The 17,388-nt window shown below is 33.1% G+C and carries 19 protein-coding genes and 1 pseudogene; 5 read left to right on the top strand and 15 right to left on the bottom strand.

What is annotated here, in order from left to right:
• Positions 1-4: 4 nt before the first annotated feature.
• Entirely contained in the window at positions 5-658 is a 654-nt protein-coding gene (locus DK508_RS03080) for a uracil-DNA glycosylase family protein (protein WP_109299286.1), read from the top strand.
• Between the two features lie 238 nt (positions 659-896).
• Here DK508_RS03080 and DK508_RS21405 read toward each other — a convergent pair.
• The 10 genes and pseudogenes from DK508_RS21405 to DK508_RS03030 all read right to left on the bottom strand — a co-directional run.
• Positions 897-983: pseudogene (locus DK508_RS21405) on the bottom strand (30S ribosomal protein THX); the annotation flags it as partial.
• 134 nt (positions 984-1,117) lie between these two features.
• Complete coding sequence (gene trpA, locus DK508_RS03070) at positions 1,118-1,882, bottom strand: tryptophan synthase subunit alpha (protein WP_109299582.1); 765 nt, start codon at positions 1,880-1,882, stop codon at positions 1,118-1,120.
• Between the two features lie 30 nt (positions 1,883-1,912).
• Positions 1,913-3,094 carry a tryptophan synthase subunit beta gene (trpB, locus tag DK508_RS03065; RefSeq protein ID WP_109299284.1) on the bottom strand — a complete coding sequence of 394 codons (1,182 nt, stop codon included), beginning with the start codon at positions 3,092-3,094 and terminating at the stop codon, positions 1,913-1,915.
• Entirely contained in the window at positions 3,091-3,753 is a 663-nt protein-coding gene (locus DK508_RS03060) for a phosphoribosylanthranilate isomerase (RefSeq protein ID WP_200831835.1), read from the bottom strand. Before DK508_RS03060 ends, trpB begins: the two co-directional genes overlap by 4 nt.
• Positions 3,750-4,535 carry an indole-3-glycerol phosphate synthase TrpC gene (gene trpC, locus DK508_RS03055; RefSeq protein ID WP_109299580.1) on the bottom strand — a complete coding sequence of 262 codons (786 nt, stop codon included), beginning with the start codon at positions 4,533-4,535 and terminating at the stop codon, positions 3,750-3,752. Before trpC ends, DK508_RS03060 begins: the two co-directional genes overlap by 4 nt.
• A gap of 2 nt (positions 4,536-4,537) precedes the next feature.
• The gene (trpD, locus tag DK508_RS03050) at positions 4,538-5,533 is read right to left on the bottom strand and encodes an anthranilate phosphoribosyltransferase (protein WP_109299283.1); all 996 of its coding nucleotides are present in this window, start codon (positions 5,531-5,533) and stop codon (positions 4,538-4,540) included.
• Between the two features lie 7 nt (positions 5,534-5,540).
• Positions 5,541-6,113, bottom strand: a complete 573-nt coding sequence (locus DK508_RS03045) for an aminodeoxychorismate/anthranilate synthase component II (protein ID WP_109299282.1) — start codon at positions 6,111-6,113, stop codon at positions 5,541-5,543.
• Between the two features lie 24 nt (positions 6,114-6,137).
• Positions 6,138-7,535: an anthranilate synthase component I family protein gene (locus DK508_RS03040; protein WP_109299281.1), complete on the bottom strand. Its 1,398-nt coding sequence runs from the start codon at positions 7,533-7,535 to the stop codon at positions 6,138-6,140.
• 225 nt (positions 7,536-7,760) lie between these two features.
• Positions 7,761-8,327, bottom strand: a complete 567-nt coding sequence (locus DK508_RS03035; protein WP_109299280.1) for a YceI family protein — start codon at positions 8,325-8,327, stop codon at positions 7,761-7,763.
• A gap of 42 nt (positions 8,328-8,369) precedes the next feature.
• Complete coding sequence (locus DK508_RS03030; protein ID WP_370443813.1) at positions 8,370-8,732, bottom strand: MarR family winged helix-turn-helix transcriptional regulator; 363 nt, start codon at positions 8,730-8,732, stop codon at positions 8,370-8,372.
• A 330-nt stretch (positions 8,733-9,062) separates the two neighbouring features.
• On the opposite strand from DK508_RS03030, the gene DK508_RS03025 reads away from it, so the two are divergent.
• The 4 genes from DK508_RS03025 (at position 9,063) to DK508_RS03010 (ending at position 11,096) form a co-directional block, all read left to right on the top strand.
• Complete coding sequence (locus DK508_RS03025; protein ID WP_109299278.1) at positions 9,063-9,584, top strand: TlpA disulfide reductase family protein; 522 nt, start codon at positions 9,063-9,065, stop codon at positions 9,582-9,584.
• A gap of 38 nt (positions 9,585-9,622) precedes the next feature.
• On the top strand, positions 9,623-10,249 hold the full coding sequence (locus DK508_RS03020) for a thioredoxin family protein (RefSeq protein ID WP_109299277.1): 627 nt from the start codon (positions 9,623-9,625) through the stop codon (positions 10,247-10,249).
• A 122-nt stretch (positions 10,250-10,371) separates the two neighbouring features.
• Positions 10,372-10,686: a rhodanese-like domain-containing protein gene (locus DK508_RS03015; RefSeq protein ID WP_109299276.1), complete on the top strand. Its 315-nt coding sequence runs from the start codon at positions 10,372-10,374 to the stop codon at positions 10,684-10,686.
• Between the two features lie 11 nt (positions 10,687-10,697).
• A complete protein-coding gene (locus tag DK508_RS03010) occupies positions 10,698-11,096 on the top strand; it encodes a rhodanese-like domain-containing protein (protein ID WP_109299275.1) in 399 nt (132 codons plus the stop codon).
• Positions 11,097-11,307: 211 nt separating this feature from the next.
• On the opposite strand, the gene DK508_RS03005 is transcribed toward DK508_RS03010, so the two are convergent.
• The 5 genes from DK508_RS03005 to DK508_RS02985 form a co-directional block, all read right to left on the bottom strand.
• Positions 11,308-12,621 carry a lytic polysaccharide monooxygenase gene (locus DK508_RS03005; RefSeq protein WP_109299274.1) on the bottom strand — a complete coding sequence of 438 codons (1,314 nt, stop codon included), beginning with the start codon at positions 12,619-12,621 and terminating at the stop codon, positions 11,308-11,310.
• 565 nt (positions 12,622-13,186) lie between these two features.
• Positions 13,187-14,263, bottom strand: coding sequence for a Gfo/Idh/MocA family protein (locus DK508_RS03000; RefSeq protein WP_109299273.1), 1,077 nt, complete (start codon positions 14,261-14,263; stop codon positions 13,187-13,189).
• Between the two features lie 27 nt (positions 14,264-14,290).
• Positions 14,291-15,049 (bottom strand): SDR family NAD(P)-dependent oxidoreductase, encoded by a 759-nt coding sequence (locus DK508_RS02995; RefSeq protein WP_109299272.1) that lies wholly within the window; start codon positions 15,047-15,049, stop codon positions 14,291-14,293.
• 67 nt (positions 15,050-15,116) lie between these two features.
• On the bottom strand, positions 15,117-16,088 hold the full coding sequence (locus DK508_RS02990; protein WP_109299271.1) for an aldo/keto reductase: 972 nt from the start codon (positions 16,086-16,088) through the stop codon (positions 15,117-15,119).
• A gap of 55 nt (positions 16,089-16,143) precedes the next feature.
• Positions 16,144-17,322, bottom strand: a complete 1,179-nt coding sequence (locus tag DK508_RS02985; RefSeq protein ID WP_109299270.1) for a glycoside hydrolase family 18 protein — start codon at positions 17,320-17,322, stop codon at positions 16,144-16,146.
• Positions 17,323-17,388 lie beyond the last annotated feature (66 nt).

Here is a 17,388-nt window from a genome sequence, read left to right as displayed (position 1 = left end):
TAATTTGTTTCAACATATTCATCCATATCAACCCTTTTTTCCCGAAGGAGCCACTAAGCTTATCGTAGGCACACTCCCGCCGCCACGTTTTACTACAGGTGAACTTAATAAGAGAGATGTTGATTTTTGTTATGGTAGTAGTAATGGATTATTGTGGCCTGTGTTGGATCGTATTTTTGAACTAGATCTTAAATATGAAACTACTACATATGCAGCCGATCAACGAAAAAAATTTTTAATCAGTAAAGGAATTGGAGTATGCGATATTGTAGACCGTTGTGAACGGGATAAAATTGATGCTTCGGATTTGGGGATGCAAAATGTAAAACTTAGAGATATTATATCGTATTTAAAACAATATCCTAAAATAGATACACTAATTTTTACAGGAGGAAATAGCAAAAACGGACCTGAATATTTTTTTAGAAGGCATATCAAAGAATATGGTATAAAATTAGAATTAGTATCTAACGAAATTCCTAGGGTTCATAAATTTAATATTGAAGATCGGATTGTTAAAACTGTTTCATTAACTGCTCCTTCCGGATCAGCAAATCGAGCAATTGGGAGTATGCTACAATATAAAAATCTTAAAAACAGCAATCCTAAATTCAATACAATTGATTTTAGAGTATTACAATACCGTAAACATTTTTAAATTACCTTTCTTTAAGTAGCGCTACCCGTATAATAAAAGGCTAAAAATGCACACAATTTCTTCAAGATCTTCATTAAGGCAATTAAAAGAAAAAGCCCTAAAATCTTTATTTTGAATTTTAGGGTCTTCAAGAAGTTATTTTAGCTTATTCTGATTCTTTTTCAGTCTTCTTTTTTGTTGTTTTCTTTGTAGCTGTTTTTTTGGTAACCGTTTTAGCTTTTGGCTTTGCAACTGTATTAATTTTTGATTTTTTGCGAGGCCTTAATCTGCCAAAAGTGCCAATACAAATTTTACCACGACGTGTTTTTTTATCTCCTTTACCCATACATTAAGTTTTGTATCCGTTTATTTACGGAATAGTTAGATAATTGATTTTGTGTACATTACTAATGTAAGGATTTATATAGAAAAAAAGAAATAGACATTAATTTTCAATCTCAATAGGAGAGATCTTGCTGATCATCTAATTCCTTTGACAAAGTCATTTATCGTATCTATTCCATTAAGAGTTAAATGTTTAATAAAAGCTGAGCCAATAATGGCTCCTTTAGCTGTTTTAGTAGCTTGTGTAAAGGTCTCATTATTGCTAATCCCAAAACCTACAATTTGTGGGTTTTTTAATTGCAATTTTTCGATACGCTCAAAATACTCCTGTTGTACATTACCAAAGGTGTTTTTTGCCCCCGTTGTACTTGCCGAACTCACCATGTAAATAAAACCATTAGAAACATTATCAATAAACCTAATACGGTCGTCTGAGGTCTGAGGAGTAATTAAAAATACATTGATTAATCCATACTTTTCAAATGTTTTTCTATAATGTTCATTATACTCGGCAACTGGTAAATCCGGAATTATTAACCCATCAATACCGATTTCCTGGCATTTAGCACAAAATGCTTCTACTCCATATTGCATCATAGGATTAAAATATCCCATTATAACTAAAGGAATATTTACAGATTGTCTAATATCTTTTAACTGCTCAAAAAGGATTTTAGTGGTCATTCCATTTTTAAGGGCAATGGTCGAACTTTCTTGAATGGTTGGACCATCTGCTAATGGATCACTAAAAGGTAATCCTATTTCGATCATATCTACACCACTATTTTCTAGATCTTCAATTACTTTTACAGTATCTTGAAGGGATGGGTATCCTGCAGTAAAGTATATAGAAAGCAACTTTTTTTCTTCAGCTAACTTTTGGTTTATTCTGTTTTTCATCAGTGTTTTATTTTCTGTCATGATGATGTGTTATAATTTAAAGTAATCAATGTAAGTGTTTAGGTCTTTATCTCCACGTCCAGAAAGACTAATGACTACGATATCCTCAGGCTTAAATTTTTTATCATTAAAAATGGCCAATGCATGAGAAGATTCTATCGCCGGAATGATTCCTTCTAATTGAGATAATTCTAAACCTGCGGTCATGGCATCGTCATCTGTAACCGAGTAAAATTCTCCTCGACCCGATTTGTATAAATGAGAGTGTAATGGCCCAACTCCTGGATAATCAAGACCAGCTGAGATAGAATATGGCTCTGTGATTTGCCCATCTGGCGTTTGCATAAGTAATGTTTTACAACCATGAATGATACCCTCATTACCCAATTGAGAAGTAGCAGCACTTTCGCCACTATGTACGCCTTTACCGGCTGCTTCTACAGCTATGATACCTACCTCGGATTCATCAAGAAAGTGATAATAAGTTCCTGCAGCATTGCTACCGCCACCAATACAAGCGACTACATAATCTGGGTTTTCTCTGCCTTCTTTTTCTTTAAGTTGCCATTTAATCTCTTCAGAAATAATAGATTGAAACCTTGTAACCATATCAGGATATGGATGAGGTCCTATAGCAGATCCAATAATATAATGTGTATCAACAGGATTGTTAATCCAATCGCGTATCGCTTCGTTAGTAGCATCTTTAAGTGTTTTACTACCAGATTTGGCAGGTATAACCTCTGCGCCAAGCATTTTCATTCTGGCAACATTGGGAGCTTGACGTTTAATATCTATTTCACCCATATAAACGACACACTGGATTCCCATTAGGGCACAAACAGTAGCTGTAGCTACTCCATGTTGTCCTGCCCCAGTTTCGGCAATAATTCGATTTTTGCCTAATCGTTTAGCAACCAGTATTTGCCCTATTGTATTATTTACTTTATGGGCTCCTGTATGATTAAGATCTTCACGTTTAAGGTATACTTTGGTGTTGTGTTTTTCAGAAAGTCGTTTAGCAAAATATAAAGGAGAAGGACGACCTACATAATCTTTGAGTAACTGATCGAATTCTTCCTTAAAAGAAGGTTTATTTGTGATTTCTAGATAACTCTTGCGTAACTCTTCTACATTGGGATACAACATTTCGGGGATGTAAGCACCTCCAAAATCTCCGTAATATCCCTTTTCATTTACTTGGTAACTCATAATTTAGTTTTTTTATTTCTTTTATCTGAAGGATATATGTGCTTCTTAAATTCTATTAGTTCTTCAATATTTTTTAATCCTGGTTGGGTTTCAAATTTGCTATTAACATCAAGAGCATAAATGGGCAAGTCGGTCTTGCAAATGGTTTTTATTTTGTCTATTTCTTCAAGCCCTATACCACCACTTAAAATGAATGGGGTTTTAGATGGGTATTTTGCTAATGCGCTCCAATCAAAAGTATATCCGTTTCCTCCTTTTTCTTTTCCCTTGGTATCGAACAAGAAGTAGTCTACAATGCCTTCGTATGGTTTTAAGAGATTAAAATTAAAATCATCTTTGATAGAGAATACTTTAAATATCTCTATCCTTTTATATATTACATCTAATCTTTGTATCAGTTCCCGACAAAATTGAGGAGTTTCCTCACCATGTAATTGAATAGCTTTAAAACCGTATTGCTCTGTTTTTTCGGCGATATAATCAATAGATGCATTTACAAAAACTCCAGTTTTTTTTATGCCTGATGGTAACTCTGCAATAGTTCCAGTAAAATTTCTGGGGGATTTCTCATAGAAAATAAAGCCTAAATAGTCTGGCTTCAGACTAGCGATGGCTTTCATGTTTTCTTGATATTTCATTCCACAGATTTTTAACTTCATGATTTTAAATCTTTTATAAATTCAATAGCACTAACTCCAGGGTTTTCGGTTTTCATAAAATTTTCTCCAATTAAAAAACCTTTATACCCATAAGGTTTTAAATCTTTTATGGCTCCAATATTGCTAATACCACTTTCTGATACTTTGACAAAATCATCTGGGATTTGAGCACTAAGGGTTTTACTAACATCTGTACTAACTTCAAATGTTTTTAGATTTCGGTTATTTACACCTAACATATCCAAAGAAGGCATAATAGATTTTTCTAATTCTTCTTGATTATGAACCTCTAATAATACATCAAGAGATAAGCTTTTTGCGAACTCTGATAATGTTCTAATTTGATCTCGAGAAAGTACTGCGGCTATTAAGAGTATAACATCAGCTCCGTATGCTTTTGCTTCTAGTAACTGATACTCATCAATAATAAATTCTTTACGAAGTAAAGGTAGTTGTACCGAAGCTCTTGCTAATAAAAGATCATCCAAAGAACCTCCAAAATACTTTCCGTCTGTTAATACAGACATTCCGCAAACTTCAGCAGTTTCATAACCTATAGCCACATCTTGTACGCTTACTTTTTGATTAATAACAGATTTAGAAGGAGAGCGTCTTTTATGCTCTGCTATAATCCCGGTAGTGCTATTTCGTAACGCTGTAGCCAAAGATTGGGTATTGCGTTCGAATAATACAGAATTTTCTAACTGCATTACCGGAATTATACTCTTCTTAAGTTCGACTTCTTTGTGTTTGTCGGCAATTATTTTGTCTAATATATTCATCATTAGTTCTTACTAAGTTCTTGGACTTTTTTAAGAGCTTTTAAGCCTTTACCTGATAATAGTGATTCTTTGGCTCTTTCAAACCCTTGTATAGGGTCTAATCCATCCACTGTAGCAATTGCCATTCCTGCATTTGCGCAGATCACATTGTTTTGTGCCTCTGTTCCTTTACCGTTAAGAATATTCATAAAAATTTCTGCAGATTCTGAAATCGAATCACCACCAGTAATTTCTTCCTGCTTTAAGGTCGAAACCCCAAAATCGGCAGGAGTAAGAATGCCCTCTGTATGGTTTGAAATCGTTTTAGTACTTCCGGTTAGTGATATTTCATCATAACCATCTAGAGCATGAATAATAGTAAAGTTCTTATCAGTGTTTTGATATAAGTAACCATACATTCTAGCTAGTTCTAAGTTAAATACACCCACAATTTGATTTTTCGGAAAAGCAGGATTTACCATTGGACCCAGCATATTAAAGAATGTTTTTACACCTAACTCTCTTCGGATAGGAGCTACATTTTTCATAGCAGGATGAAATAGGGGAGCATGCAACACGCAAATACCTGCCTCATCAATACTACGTTTTAAAAAGTCTTTATCATTACTAAATTTGATGCCAAGATGTTCCATAACATTAGAGCTCCCGCACTTTGAAGAAACTCCATAATTACCATGTTTGGTTACTTTAATACCCGCGCCTGCAGAAACGAAAGAAGATAATGTTGAAATATTGAAAGTATCTTTTCCATCACCACCAGTACCGCAGAGATCTATGGGATTATAAGCACTAAGATCAATTGCTAAGCAAAGTTCTAGAAGGGCATCTCTAAAACCTTCAAGTTCTTCAATAGTTATGCTTCGCATCATATATACCGTAAGAAAAGATGCAATCTGGCTCTGATTATATGCTCCTTTAGAGATGTTAACTAAAACACTTTTAGCTTCTTCTTTGGAGATTGTTTCGTGATTGATTAATCGATTGAGTAATTGTTTCATAACAGATTTAATTATTAACCCAGTTTTCTAACATTTTTTTTCCATCAGGAGTTAGTACAGATTCTGGATGAAACTGAACTCCTCGCACATCTAAATCTTTATGACGTAAAGACATAATTTGCCCATTTTGATCATATGAAGTCACCTCTAAACAATCAGGGAAGTTTTTATCAGCGACAACCCAAGAGTGATATCTACCTACATCAAAATTTTGATTTAACCCATCAAAAAGAAATTCATTAGAAACTGATAAAGTAACATTTGTAGCTACTCCATGATATACCTCGTCTAAATTAACAAGGCTTCCTCCAAAAACTTCTCCGATAGCTTGTTGACCCAAACAAACACCAAAAATACTTTTGGCTGCAGCATATTTGCTAATAATATCTTTTAATAATCCCGCTTCATCTGGTACTCCTGGCCCTGGAGAAAGGAGTATTTTTTGAAAAGGTTCAATATCTTCTAATCGTAATTGATCGTTTCTTTTTACGGTAACCTCACAATCTAAATCTTCCAGATAATGTACTAAGTTGTACACAAATGAATCGTAGTTGTCTATTACTAATACTTTTTTATTCATCGTTGTTATGGAGTTTTTAAATTCCTAAATATCTTCAGCAAGTTTTAATGCTTTTGTTAATGCTCCTAGTTTATTATATACTTCTTGTAACTCGTTTTCTTCATTAGATTCATTTACTAATCCAGCACCTGCCTGCCAATGTAATTCGTGATTCTTACTTAAAAAAGTACGAATCATAATGGCATGGTTAAAATTGCCAGAAAAATCCATGAAACCTATAGCTCCACCATAAAAATCACGATTTACTGTTTCGTATTTTTCGATAAGTTGCATGGCCATATGTTTTGGCGCACCACTCAAAGTTCCTGCCGGAAACGTATCAGCAACTACTTGCATAGTCGTTGTATCAGTGTGTTTCTTTCCTGTTACTTTACTTACTAAATGAATTACATGAGAATAGAATTGGATTTCTCGATATGTCTCAACAGTTACTTCGCTACCATTTCTGCTTAAATCATTTCTCGCTAAATCTACCAACATTACATGTTCGGCATTTTCTTTTTCATCTACGGCTAGTTTTTTGGCGAGTTCTGCATCTTGCTCATCATTACCAGTTCGTTTAAAAGTTCCTGCAATGGGATGAATTTCGGCAAGACCTTCTTTTACTACCAATTGAGCTTCGGGAGAGCTGCCAAAGATTTTGAAATCTCCATAATCAAAATAAAACAAGTATGGAGATGGGTTTACACTTCGTAAAGCCCTATAAACATTAAATTCGTCACCTTTAAATTTTTGAGAGAAACGTTTGGATAGCACAAGTTGAAATACATCTCCGCGCATACAATGTTTCTTTGCCAAAGTAACATGTTCTTTATATTGCTCATCGTTGAGATTAGAAGTAGTATCTCCCACGGTCTTAAAATTGTATGAAGCAAAATTTTTGACATTTAGTAATGATTCGATTTCTGCAACATTACTTTCAGAATTATAAGTGTGAGCAAAAATGTAGGCTTCATTATTAAAGTGGTTGATTGCAATAATATTTTGATATACGTTATAATGAATATCAGGAATATTAAGAGCTCCTTCTTTTTTTGAGATAGAAATATCTTCAAAATAACGAACTGCATCATAGGATATATATCCGAAAAGACCGTTGTTAATGAATTTGAAATCGCTTTTTGAAGCTTCGAATAACTGACCAAATTGCTCAATAACCTCAGGGATATTTGTGGTATCTGTGATAGCTGTCTCTGTAGTACTTTTATCAGGAAAAGTTTGATAGACGGTTTCGTTTTCGACCTTGATGGTAGCGATAGGATTACAACAGATATAAGAGAAACTATTTTCGTTACCTCTATAATCACTACTTTCTAATAATAAACTATTAGGAAAGCGATCTCTAATTTTTAAATACACGCTTACTGGAGTAATAGTATCTGCAAGGATTTGTTTGTAATGTGTGGTAAGTTTGTAACTCATTTTTACGTTTATAATTTTAATTTCGACCCTTATGAATAGGAAACAAAAAAAGGCTTGTCGTGATTTGACAAGCCTTTGATATGTTTACTTAACACAATAATAGGATCTATCTCACGACGTTTTCGTTTTGAGTAGACCACCACCAATTATTTGTTAAGATTACTTTCATTTTTTTCTTTATGGATTCAAATATATAAATTAATTATAAGTTTGAATAATAAAAAATTACATTTTTAAATTTACTGCTAATTCGAAATCGTCGCTGATTGCTTTATCACCTAAATTATCAAAGAAGCTTCCCGAACCATATTTGATTCCGTATTTAGTTCTATTAACTTTTAAAGTTGTCGTGGCGGCATCTCCGTTTACTTCAAGATCAAATTCGATAGGATTTGTTTTACCTTTTATAGTAAGATCTCCTGCGATTTTAAATCCTTTATCAATTTTCTTTGCTTTAGTTACCACAAGCTTTGCTGTTTTGTGGTTTGTAGTACCAAAAAAATCATCAGAATTAAGGTGACCTTCTAGCTTTTCTTTTCCTTTTCCGGCTTCAAGATCAGTTACTGCAAGAGATGTCATGTCTACAACAAATTCTCCTCCGGTAATCGCATTATTTTCGAATACGAAGTGACCTTCAGATAAATTTAATGTTCCCGTATGTGATCCTGTAACTTTATTACCAGTCCAATTAATGCTACTTTCAGAAGTTTTAATTTCTTTTTTCTGAGCAAAAACAGATGATGATGCAATTATAGCAATGGCTAAGATGAATGATTTAAGTTTAGTTTTCATGATTTTTAAAAAATTTAAAATGTTTATGTTAATGATTAATTTTTATGTTCTTAATTTATTTAGAAGTTCGTTTAATGTTATCATATCCTCTTCAGATAGACTTGAGGTAAGTTTATGTTCGAATGCACTTATCAACGGACTTACAGTCTCAAGAAATGTATTGCCTTCTTGTGTAATGGTAATTTCAACTTTTCTTCTATTAGAAACACAAGTAGCTCTTTGTACAAAGTTTTTTTGTATTAGCTTATCCACTAACCTTGTTGTGTTACTCATTTTACTAACCATTCTTTCCTGTATTGTAGAGAGATTAGCGGGACAACCTTTTTGCCCTTTTAGAATACGTAATACGTTAAATTGTTGGATAGAAATGTCATGAGTCTTTAATTCTGAATTGATTTTATCCATTAACCAATTTTCTGTGTACATTAGATTAACTATCACTTTTCTTGAAAGGGGTAGTTCTACTTGAGTTTTTATGATTTTTTCGATATTCAATTGTAAGTACAATATTTGTATATACAAATGTATATGTATTTATGTTTGAGAAATTATAAATTGATATTAATTGTTTGTTAAAGTTAGTTTTTCAATTTGTGTTAAATAGTATTATTGCCAGAGTAAGTAGTATTACTGTTAAGTTGGGTATTTGTAAAAAATTCTGAAAATATTTAGATAAAAACCAGAAACCTTGTTAATTTTCTTTTGGTTGATTAACAGTTTTGATAAATTCGTATTATGTCTAGAGGTATAGTTTACGTTTTGTGTATTGTGTTCTTTGCAGGTTGTAAAGGAGAACAGAATGTTGCTCTTGATGCTACCCAAGTGTACAAAAGCAAAGGTGTTGAAATCCCAATGTATGATTTTAATAGTTTTGAGCCTTTGTTAACTATGGATGACGGAAAGACTAGGGTAATCAATTTTTGGGCTACTTGGTGTAAACCTTGTGTGGCAGAATTACCTTATTTTGAGTTGATTAATAGTAGATACCCTGATGATCAGGTTGAGGTGATATTAGTAAGCCTAGATTTACCGAAGCAAGTAGAATCTAAATTAATTCCATTTGTTAAAAGACAACAAATAGAGAGTAAGGTTATTTTATTAGATGATCCAGATGCAAATAGCTGGATACCTAAAGTAAACAAAACGTGGTCTGGATCTATACCCGCTACTATAATATATAAAGGTAATACGGTTAATTTTTACGAAAGATCATTTACGTATAATGAACTTGAGAAAGAATTAAAGAAAGTTCTTTAAATAAAAACTAAATACAAAATACCGCAAAACAAATACATATGAAAACTTTAAAAATTCTTGTCGGAATAGCTTTTGTAATTGCTATTAGTGCTTTTGCAATTGATAAAGTTTCTGGATCGTCAACTACAGGTGGATACTCAATTGGAGATGTAGCGACCGATTTTGAATTGAAAAATATTGATAACGCTATGGTTTCTCTAGCAGGTTATACTGATGCTAAAGGATTTATTGTGATTTTCACATGTAATCATTGTCCATATTCGGTGGCTTATGAAGATAGAATTATAGCATTAGATAAAGAGTTTAAAACAAAGGGGTACCCTGTGATTGCTATTAACCCTAATAACCCCAAAGCATATCCAGACGATAGTTTTGAGAATATGAAAATAAGAGCAAATGAAAAAGGGTTTACATTTCCTTATTTGTTCGATGATGGTCAAAAAATATACCCACAATACGGTGCTACAAAAACACCACATGTTTATATCTTAGAAAAAACCAATCAGGGTAATTTAGTGAGATATATAGGTGCAATCGATAATAATTATAAAGATGCAGATGCTGCAAATGAAAAATATGTAGAAAATGCTGTGAATGCACTATTGAAAGGTGAAAAAGTACCTGTAGAAACTACAAAAGCTATTGGTTGTAGTATCAAAGCCTAATCTTTTATTAAAAGTTTTATAGAAATGAATGTATTTACGATACAATACATTCAATAAGGACTGTTATATTTGTAAGGAATATAAAAAATAATTGTCCAATTATAGTATAATTTATTATTGCAATGGCAGAAGACATCACACAAGACAAATGGCAAGAGTTAATTTCTAAAGATAGCGAAGCGGTAATTTTAGACGTTCGAAGCGAAGAAGAAGTAGAAGACGGTTTTATACCTAATATGCTTAATATAGACATTAGACAAGGACAAGGTTTTTTGGATGAAATTGAGAAATTAGATAAATCCAAAAATTACTATGTATATTGTCGTTCTGGAGCGCGTAGTGCACAAGCCTGTACATTAATGGGGCAAATGGGTTTTGAAACTACTTATAACTTAATAGGAGGTTTTATGAACTGGGATGGTGAAATCGAAGAATAACAAAAGAATATATGAGTATTAAATCGTTCTTATTATCGTCACTTTTCGTTTTAACAATATTAAGTTGTAAAAATTCCTCGGATGATACAACAACAGTTGAGTTGATTACTGTTGAAGAAATGGATTCTTTATTAAAATTGGGAGAAGTTCAATTAGTAGATGTAAGAACTCCTAGTGAGTATCAAGAAGGTCATATAGATAGCGCAATTAATATAGATTTCAGAAATGAAAATTTTGAAACATTAATAGCTAAGGTTGATAAATCAAAACCTGTTGCCGTGTATTGTGGCCGAGGCGGTAGAAGCGGGAAATGTTCTGCTTATATGAAAAAAGCTGGCTTTACTAAGATTTATGATTTAGATGGTGGTATTACCGAATGGAAGTTTAAAGGCAAGAAAACCGTTAAATAAAATAATTTAATCGTTATACGTTATCAAAAAAAGCAAAACCTCATGGTTTTGCTTTTTTTATTACTTATTTAATTTATAGCGTTCTCGAAAATTAAGGCTCAAAAAAATATTAATCGCTCAACGTTTAACTTGATAATAAAAAGGGCTGTCTACATCTTTTTAGACAACCCTTTTGTAAATAAGATGAAAAAATAATATTTCTTTTTTTACATTACTTTATGAAAATCTTTTGGACCTGAGTCTTATTTCCTGTAGTAACATGCATAAAATAGATACCTGGTGACAGATGATTTAGTTTTATTGTTTGATTTATTTTAGTTGTTCCTTCAGGTGATTTTAATATTATGGTTTCTAAAGTCCTTCCATTGATATCTTTAATACTCATCATAGAAGATGAAGATTTCAGATTATAAACCTCCAGATTAAGAACATCTTTTGCTGGGTTAGGGAAGACAACGAAATTTAACTCTCCAGAATAGAATGCTTCATTAGTAATGTTAGACTTCGAGGTACATGATCCAAGATTTTTCCATACTTCCCATTGACCTGAGTTTTGTTCTGGGTTTTTTCCTGTATTCCACCATTTGGCTTCATATTCTACCTCATTGTATACGACTTTATTACCAGCAACATAGGTTGCATTGGTAGACCAAGCACTTATACCAGCACAACCAGCTCCTCCAGAACATTGTCCTGTAGAGTTATAGGTTGTTTGATTACAAGTAATAGTAAAATTACCTATTTGATCCCCTGATGGATTTCTGGTTTCCCATTGGCTTCCCACCTTAGCAGTTGTAGCATAAGAACCTCCTGCATTGGCAGACCCTTGTAAAGAATTATTCTGATAATACTGTAATGTACAATCTGTATTATTGGTAAAAGTCGCACTTATTGCATCACCGGTAGTACATCCAGCACCACCACCTTCAACTATTATATCACTTACAGAATAAAATGCTTCATGACTCTCACTGTAATCTCTTTGCCATATACTTACTAAAGCAGCTCTTTTACCGGCATAAGAATCAGGAATAAAAGATCTGATAATTGTAGATGATGCTGGAGGCCCTTGTCCTACACTACCAATTTCGATTAGGTCATTCCATCGTAATGGTTCTGTAGGGTCCCAATTTAACTGAGTAATGTAAACCTTATAATATTGAGTTTTATGAGGTGCGGTATTCGTCCATTCCACATCAATATAACCATGATTAACAGTTGTTGCTGGCCAATCACTACTTAGTGCATCAAGACAACTAAAATCTACTGCACTACCGTTACCACCACTGGCAATTTGGCCGTCAGGAATTAAAGCCTGGTGATTTCCGAAATTGGTATCCGGTTGTAAAACTCCCCTCCATTCATAAATTGCTCCGCCACAAGGGGTGCAAATGGGGGTGGATGAATTGTTGAAACAATTGTAAATCCTGCTAGGAGGATAAATAACAGTACCGTGTGAGAATACTGGTTGAGCAATGCCCAATAAGAAAAGAAAAAATCCGAGAAATTTAAGAGTTTTCTTCATAATTGAAAATGGTTTTAAGTTATAAATGGATTAACGACCTGAGATTTTTAGTAGTAATCTTAGGCTTAATTTTTTTATCTACTGTAGTAGATCAAGAATAGATGTATTGATCACTAGCTAATGGATAACATCGATATACGCTATCCTTTACAATGACTCTGAATACGGGTAACCTATTTTGTTTGTTGGATAATTGTAGAAATATTTTTCTAACCAATTATTTATTACTGCACGTGGTAATAAAAAATGGAATAGGTTAATAAGTAATTTTGAAAAATATTAAATAGGTATAGAAATTTTTGGTAATAGTAGATTGCTTCGGTTCATGTTGATTTGTGTTTTAATGGTTGCATAAATTTAAACATCGCTTTTGCTAAAAAGAAAATATTTAGACCAACTGCATAGTTTTGAAGACATCATGTTTTTAAAATCCTACCAAATGCTTTTTTGAAAAGAATAAACCTTGAAAATGAATAAGGTAAAACACTGAATATTTTGTGTTTATGCCTTTTTTTTAGAAAAAAATATGAATTAATTTTCTATTGGTTATCTAATGTAACATTTTCTAATTCGTATTAAGCATTATTGTTTTACCCAGTTTATGAGATTGATCCGCGGCAAAAACAATTTTCATGCTCTCGAGTACGCTATTCATGTGATCTGTTAAATCAATATTTGTCGTTATAGTTTTTAACAAAAACTCTTGCTCCAAGAAGCATAATTCATCATGGTTTGGTTCATCATTAGTATATATAAACTCATCACTAAAGGCAAATTCACCTTTAGAATCTAATACACTATGATGTATTTTGATACCTTCTGTTTTTGTGTGACCTTCAATGTTTTGTGATTTTTCTTGTGATTTATTGGTCATGGATACAGATCCTTTGGGTCCAAAAACATCTTTTATAAAAAATGCAGACTCACTAATCATCGGACCCCATCCTGCCTCATACCATCCAACAGAATCATCATCAAATCGTATTTGTAACTGGCCATAATTATACATATTAGGTGAGATCTCTTCTGATAGTCTAGCACCAATAGCAGATACAGTTATAGGTTTAGCCTGGGTCATTAAACACATCATATCTGTATAATGCACACCACAATCTACTATGGGAGATACACTTTTCATTAATTCTTTGTGAGTATTCCATTGTGTACCAGAACTTTGTTGATTCAAATTCATACGCATGACTAATGGTTTTCCTAATGTTTGAGCAAGCTCTTTAAACTTTTTCCATGCAGGATGCACTCTTAGGATATAACCGATAACGAGTTTTTTGTTTTCTTGCAAAGCAAGTTTTATTAAGGAACTAGCTTCTTCTAGTGTTGTGGCTAAAGGTTTCTCTACAAAAACATGAGCACCAGCTTGCAAACTTTTACGTACATATGCTGCATGTGTATCTGGATATGTATTTATAGAAACAACATCTGGTTGCGTCATTTTCAAAGCATTTTCGAAATCACTAAACATGGGTAAACTGCCTAATTCTAGTGATAATTTTTCACGACTTTCTGGACTCCGACTCACAAGACCGACAATAGCGAACTCTTCTATTTTATGATATGCTCTCGCATGAGAAGCTCCCATGTTTCCACATCCCACTACCAAGACTTTTATTTTTTTTGCCTTCATGATGTTTTTTTGGTATTAATTTGACTTTTAATGAGAAACCATTATTCCTCCATCAATAGTTATTGCCGAACCTGTCATCCATGAAGATTTTTCTGAAGCCAAAAATACAGCTAGCTCAGCTATATCTTCTGGAGACCCCAAACGTCGTAATGGTGTGGATTCTTTAACAGCATTTACAGCTTCTCGCGGTTGATCAAATGCTTTTGCCGAATCCCAAATTAACGGTGTATCTACAGGACCAGGACATATTGCATTAACTCGTATGTTAGGCCCGTAGTCTAGTGCCATTTGTTTTACCAAAGAAACCATTGCTGCCTTTGAAGCACAATAAGCTGGATGATTAGGGAAATTTTTGAATGCCGCAATAGATGCATTGGCAATAATAACACCTTTTTGTTTGATTATATGGGGGATAGCGAACTTACTTAGATAAAAAAAAGAATTAAAATTGGTGTCAAAAGTATGTTGCCAATCATTGATCGAAATATCAGTGATTTTACCCAAACCCAGTATTCCGGCATTAGCAATAATACCATCTAATCGCCCAAAAGTCTCTAATGCACATTTTACTAGTTTTTCATTTATTGCTGGTTTCCCAACATCACCCTGAACAAATAAAGCTTTTTTGTTATTACCAAGTAGTATCTCTAGAACTTCATTGCCTCGTTCATTATTTCTTCCATTGATAACCAAAATAGCCCCTTCTTTGGCAAATTGAAGTGCTATAGATTTACCCATACCACTGGTAGCACCTGTTATGATAAATACTTTGTTTTTAAGAATCATTGTTTAGTATTATTTTTTAGATAAAAGTGCCGTAGCTATAAAACGTAACATTATTGTATAAACCTGTTTAACAAGACCAATTGGTAGGAACCCTATCCCATCGATGATTTCTTAAGTTTGATATCCAATGTTTTGATAAGCCAAGACCATCACTTATTGCCATATTAGCTTTTACATTTCGTAATTGCCTCATTCCTGGGATCATTGCGCTAACAGTTGGGTTGGATGCGATAAATCGTAATGCTAATTCGGCCAATGGCATCTCTTCTCCTAACACTTTTTTTAATTGTGAAATACGCTCAATGGTGGGAGGCAGGTTTTCTGGTCCAAAATATATATTTCTAAAATCACCTTGTTCCCATTTAGATTGTAATGATAGTTTTCCTGTAAGAGATCCTTCATCAAAAGGTACTCTTGCAATTACAGCAATATCATTTTTTTTGCAATAAGGAAACAATTGATCTTCAGGAGATTGATCAAATATATTGTAAATGACTTGTACCGCATCAATCAATCCACTTTCTAAGGCTTTTATACAATTAGAAGGTTCCCAGCGGTTTGCGCTAATTCCAAATGCAGAAACTTTTCCTTCTTTTTTTAATTTGAGAATGGCTTCTTTCCACTCATCATTATCTGCCCAACTATCTTCCCAAACATGAAATTGTTGTAAATCAATAGTTTCAACACCTAAATTCATCAAACTTTTTTCAGTGTATTCTATGATATGGTCTGAAGGATATATATCCTCCAAGGTTGAAGATTTACTAGGAGGCCATTGATCAATTTTTGGAGGGATTTTCGTAGCAGTGTACAGTTTTTTTTCAGAATGTCTTTTGAGTACTCCAGCTAAAATCCTTTCACTTCTTCCTTCGGCATAACCCCAAGCCGTATCAAAAAAATTACATCCTAATTCTACAGCTTTATCAAGAGATTTATTTGAAGTAATATCGTCGGATTCTGACCATCCTGCCATACCCCACATGCCATATCCTACCTGACTAATTTTCCAATCTAATTTTCCGAATTTTTTGTAGACCATGTTTTTGTTTTCTATAATAGTTTTATTTTGAAAAAAAATGTTTGAAATAGATTTCTTAATCTATAAGTAAGTTTTTATAAATGGTTTTTGTTAATGTTCCATCATCGCCTTCTAGTCGCCAAAACATGATTCCTCCCATTTCTTTTTCTTTCACAAAATTTGTTTTATACTGTATTGATTTTGCATTATCATAGGTTAAAAAAAGAGAATCTTTTTTTCTCCATATGTAAGGTGTTTTAGTCTCATCATTCCAATAAGCGGTAAATTTGTTTTGTTTTAGACTATCCGTAATTTGGTAATAATCATACGAACCAGATAAATTACCTTGAACAAACTGATATTGACCATTAGATGTAGGTAACACGCTTTTCCACCATCTGCCATAAAAAGGAATTCCAAGTACAATTTTATGGACCGGTATTCCTGCTTTTATGTGTTGTTGTACTGCTATTTCTGCACTCCTTACAGATTGCTCTGCTTGTTCTGATTTGGCTGCATATAAATTGGCATGATGTCCAGTTTTTTTGGACCATCCGCCGCAAAAATCATAGGTCATTATATTTATAAAATCTAAATATTGCTGTGCTTCTTTCATATTCGTATGATCCAAATAATCTTGACTCGCACCAGTGGCTATGGTTAATAAATAAGTCGCTTCAGTTTGTTGAGATAATGAATCCATTTTCTTTCTGATCAATCGTAAAATAGATGTGAAATTTTCTTTATCCTCAGGTCGATGTACATTACCGTTTCCTTCAAGTCCTGGATATTCCCAATCTAGATCTATTCCATTAATTTGATGTTTTTGTAAAAAACGAATAGTACTATTTGCAAATTTCTCTCTTGAAGCATTTGTTAAAACTGCATCCGAAAAATTACCAGACCAAGTCCAACCTCCTATAGAAATCAATGTCTGGAGGTTAGGATTTATTTCTTTTAATTCATTCAATTTGCTAATATGTAATGAGTCGGTATCTTTACCCTCTACAATTTCTCCACCCTTAATATTGGCAAAAGCATAATTAATGTGTGTTATTTGATTCGCTCGTTCAAAATTGGACCCCCATTGATCCTTGTTCCAGTCGGTAACATAGGCAATGATTTTCTTATTCGTTAGGTTGGTGTTTTTAACAGTTTCTTTTTTAACACTATTGTTTTCTCGTTTTTTCTGACAAGCTATTAGAAAAAAACTAATAAGAAGGAGGAGTGAGATTCCTTTTTTAAGAGTTGTCATAAGTATTGTGTTTTATTGATTTAACAATTTTAAAAATGTCTATTTTTTAATATTTACTTTGTTAAG

The sequence above is a fragment of the Aquimarina sp. AU474 genome, from assembly GCF_900312815.1.
GTDB lineage: Bacteria > Bacteroidota > Bacteroidia > Flavobacteriales > Flavobacteriaceae > Aquimarina.
This window is presented reverse-complemented; position numbering and strand designations above follow the sequence as displayed.

What these genes read in the sequence shown, in the direction of transcription:
- DK508_RS03035 (WP_109299280.1), bottom strand. Translation starts at nt 8,327, where the DNA reads ATGAAAACTAAACTTAAATCATTCATCTTAGCCATTGCTATAATTGCA.
- DK508_RS03015 (WP_109299276.1), top strand. Translation starts at nt 10,372, where the DNA reads ATGGCAGAAGACATCACACAAGACAAATGGCAAGAGTTAATTTCTAAA.
- DK508_RS03060 (WP_200831835.1), bottom strand. Translation starts at nt 3,753, where the DNA reads ATGAAGTTAAAAATCTGTGGAATGAAATATCAAGAAAACATGAAAGCC.
- DK508_RS03040 (WP_109299281.1), bottom strand. Translation starts at nt 7,535, where the DNA reads ATGAGTTACAAACTTACCACACATTACAAACAAATCCTTGCAGATACT.
- trpC (WP_109299580.1), bottom strand. Translation starts at nt 4,535, where the DNA reads ATGAATATATTAGACAAAATAATTGCCGACAAACACAAAGAAGTCGAA.
- DK508_RS03025 (WP_109299278.1), top strand. Translation starts at nt 9,063, where the DNA reads ATGTCTAGAGGTATAGTTTACGTTTTGTGTATTGTGTTCTTTGCAGGT.
- DK508_RS03010 (WP_109299275.1), top strand. Translation starts at nt 10,698, where the DNA reads ATGAGTATTAAATCGTTCTTATTATCGTCACTTTTCGTTTTAACAATA.
- DK508_RS03000 (WP_109299273.1), bottom strand. Translation starts at nt 14,263, where the DNA reads ATGAAGGCAAAAAAAATAAAAGTCTTGGTAGTGGGATGTGGAAACATG.
- DK508_RS02990 (WP_109299271.1), bottom strand. Translation starts at nt 16,088, where the DNA reads ATGGTCTACAAAAAATTCGGAAAATTAGATTGGAAAATTAGTCAGGTA.
- DK508_RS03020 (WP_109299277.1), top strand. Translation starts at nt 9,623, where the DNA reads ATGAAAACTTTAAAAATTCTTGTCGGAATAGCTTTTGTAATTGCTATT.
- DK508_RS03030 (WP_370443813.1), bottom strand. Translation starts at nt 8,732, where the DNA reads ATGGATAAAATCAATTCAGAATTAAAGACTCATGACATTTCTATCCAA.
- trpD (WP_109299283.1), bottom strand. Translation starts at nt 5,533, where the DNA reads ATGAAACAATTACTCAATCGATTAATCAATCACGAAACAATCTCCAAA.
- DK508_RS03045 (WP_109299282.1), bottom strand. Translation starts at nt 6,113, where the DNA reads ATGAATAAAAAAGTATTAGTAATAGACAACTACGATTCATTTGTGTAC.
- DK508_RS03005 (WP_109299274.1), bottom strand. Translation starts at nt 12,621, where the DNA reads ATGAAGAAAACTCTTAAATTTCTCGGATTTTTTCTTTTCTTATTGGGC.
- trpB (WP_109299284.1), bottom strand. Translation starts at nt 3,094, where the DNA reads ATGAGTTACCAAGTAAATGAAAAGGGATATTACGGAGATTTTGGAGGT.
- DK508_RS02985 (WP_109299270.1), bottom strand. Translation starts at nt 17,322, where the DNA reads ATGACAACTCTTAAAAAAGGAATCTCACTCCTCCTTCTTATTAGTTTT.
- DK508_RS02995 (WP_109299272.1), bottom strand. Translation starts at nt 15,049, where the DNA reads ATGATTCTTAAAAACAAAGTATTTATCATAACAGGTGCTACCAGTGGT.
- trpA (WP_109299582.1), bottom strand. Translation starts at nt 1,882, where the DNA reads ATGAAAAACAGAATAAACCAAAAGTTAGCTGAAGAAAAAAAGTTGCTT.